This is a genomic window from Streptomyces milbemycinicus, assembly GCF_002154605.1.
GTDB lineage: Bacteria > Actinomycetota > Actinomycetes > Streptomycetales > Streptomycetaceae > Streptomyces > Streptomyces milbemycinicus.
This window is the reverse complement of record NZ_MUNE01000817.1, coordinates 1-4,412: the sequence shown is the minus strand read 5'-3', so window position 1 is coordinate 4,412 and position 4,412 is coordinate 1. Positions and strand designations below refer to the sequence as shown.

At 66.3% G+C, this 4,412-nt stretch carries 4 protein-coding genes and 1 pseudogene; all 5 read left to right on the top strand.

Annotated features, from left to right (window positions below; genetic code table 11):
* The first annotated feature begins 199 nt into the window (after positions 1 to 199).
* On the top strand, positions 200 to 1,336 hold the full coding sequence (locus CCN51_RS46950) for an NHL repeat-containing protein (RefSeq protein ID WP_063647553.1): 1,137 nt from the start codon (positions 200 to 202) through the stop codon (positions 1,334 to 1,336).
* 183 nt (positions 1,337 to 1,519) lie between these two features.
* Complete coding sequence (locus tag CCN51_RS46945; protein ID WP_014177840.1) at positions 1,520 to 1,852, top strand: histone-like nucleoid-structuring protein Lsr2; 333 nt, start codon at positions 1,520 to 1,522, stop codon at positions 1,850 to 1,852.
* Between the two features lie 226 nt (positions 1,853 to 2,078).
* Positions 2,079 to 2,534: a hypothetical protein gene (locus tag CCN51_RS46940; RefSeq protein ID WP_238545408.1), complete on the top strand. Its 456-nt coding sequence runs from the start codon at positions 2,079 to 2,081 to the stop codon at positions 2,532 to 2,534.
* A gap of 804 nt (positions 2,535 to 3,338) precedes the next feature.
* Positions 3,339 to 3,806, top strand: coding sequence for a tectonin domain-containing protein (locus CCN51_RS46935; protein WP_245881824.1), 468 nt, complete (start codon positions 3,339 to 3,341; stop codon positions 3,804 to 3,806).
* 142 nt (positions 3,807 to 3,948) lie between these two features.
* Positions 3,949 to 4,044, top strand: a pseudogene (locus CCN51_RS60390) (ribosome hibernation-promoting factor, HPF/YfiA family); the annotation flags it as partial.
* Positions 4,045 to 4,412 lie beyond the last annotated feature (368 nt).

The following is a 4,412-nucleotide window of genomic DNA, read 5'->3' as shown; positions in this document are numbered from 1 at the left end:
CCCCCCCAGAGGCCCCTTCCGATCAGCGGAAGGGGCCTCTGAGCTGGGCCACGTTCGCCTCGGTCCATGGCCGAGTCACACATCCGGCCCTGCCTGACGTGCACCGCCTCATTTAGTCCGGTTTCGTAATGATTGGCAACTTTCTGTGACCGTCGTGAGGCCGCAGGACGGCAGCACGACGCCGAGGAGGTACGACCTGATGAGGCTTGTTTCCGCTTCGCGTCTCGCGGCAGTGGCCGTGGCCGCAGCGACAGCGATCATGACGGTGGGCCAGACGGCATCCGCCGGGTCGGCGGACAGGAACGGAAGACCGTTCCTCGGGCCGCTGCACACCGTCTCGACCATCGCGTCGACGATTCCGGCCAACGGCGACCTGAACCCGTACGGCACCGCCCTGGTCAAGAAGAGCATCGGTGACCTGCGGCGAGGCAACGTACTGGTCAGCAATTTCAACAACGCCGCGAACGAGCAGGGCACGGGGACCACCCTCGTGCAGGTCAGCCCCAAAGGCACGACCAGACTGTTCGCCCAGATCGACCCGGAAAACCTCCCAGGACCATGCCCGGGCGGCGTCGGGCTGACCACCGCACTGTCCATCCTGCCGGGCGGCTGGGTGGTGGTAGGTAGCCTGCCCACGGCCGACGGCACATCCGACACGGCGCAGGCCGGATGCCTGCTCGTGCTGGACAAGCACGGAAAGGTCCGGGAAACCTTCAGCGGCCACGGGATCAACGGCCCCTGGGACATGACCGCGAAGAGCCACGGCGAGCAGACCGATCTGTTCGTCACCAACGTGCTCAACGGCACGGTCGCCGGCGGCGGTGACATCGTGCGGCGCGGCACCGTGCTGCGAATCACTCTGCGCACCCACGACAACCGGCCGCCGACCCGGATCGCCACGACCAAGATCGGTTCGGGCTTCGCCGAGAAGACCGACCCGGATGCCCTCGTCATCGGGCCGACCGGTGTCGGCCTGCGGGACGGGACGCTCTACGTGGCGGACACCGTCGACAACCGCATCACCGCGATCCCGAACGCCCTGACCCGCCACACCAGCGCCGGCACCGGCCGAGTGGTCACCACCGACCGGCACCTCAACGGCCCGCTCGGAATGGCGATCACCCCGAAGGGCAACATCCTCACCGTCAACGGCGGCGACGGCAACATCGTGGAAACCACCCCCCGCGGCGCCCAGGTGGCCGTCCGCACCCTCGACACCAGCGGCACCCCGCCGGGCGCGGGCGCACTGTTCGGCCTCGCGATCGCCCAAAACCCCGACCGGGTCTACTTCGTCGACAACGCAACCAACACCCTGAACCTGCTGAGCCGACACTGACCCACTTGCGCGGGGCTGACCCGGCCCCGCGCAAGCCCGGGCTCACCCGCTCTCCAGGACTGATGTCAGCACACACGTCAGAGGCCCCTTCCGATGGCCGGAAGGGGCCTCTGAACTGGGGCGCGCCCGGGGATTTGGCACCACTGCGAACCCTGCTCCGGAGCGGCTGGGTAGCATCCGGCCATGGTTCAAAAGATTGTGACCCTTTTCTCGGACGACCTCACCGGTACGGAATCGGACGAGGTCAGCACGCACAGGTTTTCCCTGAACGGCGTGAACTACGAAATCGACCTCACCCCGGAGAACTACGACAAACTGGATGACGCGCTCCGGCCGTTCATCGAGAGTGGCCGGAAGGTGGGCCGGACGAAGGAGGCAAGTCGGGCACGCAGGGGCGCCGTGGACGGTCCCAGTGCGGAAGAGGTTCGTGCGTGGGCTCGCGAGAACGGCTATGAGGTGAATGACCGCGGTCGCGTCCCCAAGGAAGTCCGAGACGCGTTCGAAGCCTCCCACTGACCCACGAACGATCGGCCCCGGCGCAATGCCGGGAAGTCGAAGTACGCGCGAAGGTCCCGGGCGTGCGCGGCCTGCGTGTTCCGCGGTGAGGATGCCAGCCACACCATTAGCGGTTCAACGCTGCGTCGGACTCGCCCGCCGGACTGATCAGGAACCCGCAACCATCAGCGTGGCTCCTACGCTGTCCTTGGGACACGCGGTCAGCCGGAGCCCTAGCATCTTCGCCGTGAAGATCGGCGAAGCAAGAGGACTTGTGGACGAAGGGCTGTACGTACGTTTCCAGAGCACAGTCCGAAATGACCGCGGATACTTCACCGGCGTGTTCGGACTGGTCAACGGGCTGGCGCGGGACGGGAAGCTGACCGCTGAGCAGGAACGCTTCAGACGGGCCAACAATGACTGGTACAACGCGGCCTATCCTGACCCCTCCTCCGTCGATCCGACGGTCTACGACCGCGAGCTTCACCCCGGGGCAGCGGCCTGGTTCAAGTCCACGTCGCGGGACCTGATCAAACGAGTAGACGGCTACCTGGAGATCCTTGCTGTTCACGGGATCGGGTGCCGCATGATGCGATCGTCAGATCCAGGGAGGATCCTCTACGAGGACGAGTACCAAATCGTCGTCGTTCCGCATAAGCCCGGACCGGACCAGCCGAGTTCGGCGACCACACGGGACGCGTAGCGAGCGTACGGCTGGTAACCCCCGGCCCGGCCACTGATCTCGGATCGTCTGCTCTGCCGCGAAGCGCACGCATAGACCATGCGGCTGCACACCAACCAGCCGGAACCCGCTGCGGACCAGCTCCGGCCCCGCCGCGCTCGCCCAGAGCCTTGCCGGGGTCGTCTCCGAGCGGTCCACTAGGCACTCGGAAAACCTCTGTCCCATGGTCTCCCGGCACGCCTTCCTCGATCGCCCCGGTCCGCCGGATCGCAAGATCGTGTGTGCGACATAGCTCGGCAATGCCCGCGCCGTTCTCGCCGAAGCCATCTGCACCGACGGTGTACGCCCAGGTGATGCGTAGCCTTCCCGTACGCAGCGAGTGCAGCCACGCGCCGAGCACCAGCAAGGCTTCCTGCTCCTGATGACCCGACGGCGATACGGCCTCGCACATCAGGAGACCCACGGCCAGGCCGTGGCCGAGCGCCGTACTGCCACAAGTCACGGATACGGGCGGAGTGGGTGCCTCCTGGGGATCGTTTGTCTAAGTAGTTGCGCCAGATCTTTAAGCGGGGATCGAGCCTGGAGCAAGGCGACTCACCCTGAGGCTGTCAACCGGCCGCCGCTCTGGGGCACTTGTGGGTTACAGCGTTTCCGGCCCCCTGATTGCGCGGGAGGCCGCCCACCTCTCCTGCAATCAGGGGGCCGGAAATGCCCAAACGGCGATTTTTGGATTATCTCAGCATTCAGTTCATATATCCGGTCGTTTGGGTGTCTCTGTCGCGCAGCAAGTTCCCTTTGCACCGTTCGAGGTGAAGGGACACGAACATGGCTGACTGGAAGCAAGTCTCGGGTGGTCTCACGACGATCTCGGTGGGGTCCAGGACCCACGTGTGGGGGGTGAACTCCCTGGGCCAGATCTACCGGTACACCGGACACGACTCCAACCCATGGATCGGCATCCCCGGCAAGGCGGTCGACATCGGCGTGGCCGCCGACGGCACCGTCTGGCACGTCAACTCCGGCGGGGGAATCTACCGCTACACCGGAGACCAGGGCTCCACCGACTGGGTCGCCGTCTCCGGCGGCCTCACCCGAATCTCGGTCGGGTCCAGGACCCACGTGTGGGGAGTGAACTCCCTGGGCCAGATCTACCGATACACCGGACACGACTCCAACCCATGGATCGGCATCCCCGGCAAGGCCGTTGACATCGGCGTGGCCGCCGACGGCACCGTCTGGCACGTCAACTCCGACGGCGCAATCTACCGCTACACCGGAGACCAACCGAGCTGACCTCAGGCAGCAACTCCGAGGGGCCCCTGCCCAGGAGGCACGGGCCTCTCATCCTATTTTCCGGATCCAGTGTTCAAAACGGCGCCACGGTGGTCCGGTCGGACTGCGTGGAGTACGCCAACCAGCACTTCCGGCTCGGCTAAAGCGCCACGCTTACGACTACGGCGTCATTCATCTCAACGCGGACCCCTTCTCGGAACAAGAGCCTGACGGGGCTGGCGGGGCTCTCGGCGGCTAGCCCAACCAAGGCGGGCGCACGTCACGGGGGCGGTGCGGGAGGGTTCCGCCGGTCCCGACCGTCCCCGTGGGATCGGCCGCCTCTTCCCGTGCTCGTCCCCCTCGCCATGCCCGTCGTGCTGACCGCCTCCGAGCGCCACAGGCCGAAGAAGATGGCCTACGGCCACAAGACCCCGCATCAGGCCCGGCAAAGGCCTGGTGCGGACCTCGGCGGCGGTCCGGCCTGGGGATCGTGGTGGGCTACTGGTGGGTGCCATGTGTGGTCGTTGCCGTCAGCGTTGCCGTCAGAGGACTCCCATCCATAGGTTGCCCGACCTCCCTCCCCCGCACCTACGCCCCCCGACCTCGACTTCTACGCGGAGCCGTTCG

Bases quoted from the DNA above. Each gene is read 5' to 3' on its own strand.
- CCN51_RS46950 (WP_063647553.1), top strand. From the start codon at position 200: ATGAGGCTTGTTTCCGCTTCGCGTCTCGCGGCAGTGGCCGTGGCCGCA.
- CCN51_RS46945 (WP_014177840.1), top strand. From the start codon at position 1,520: ATGGTTCAAAAGATTGTGACCCTTTTCTCGGACGACCTCACCGGTACG.
- CCN51_RS46935 (WP_245881824.1), top strand. From the start codon at position 3,339: ATGGCTGACTGGAAGCAAGTCTCGGGTGGTCTCACGACGATCTCGGTG.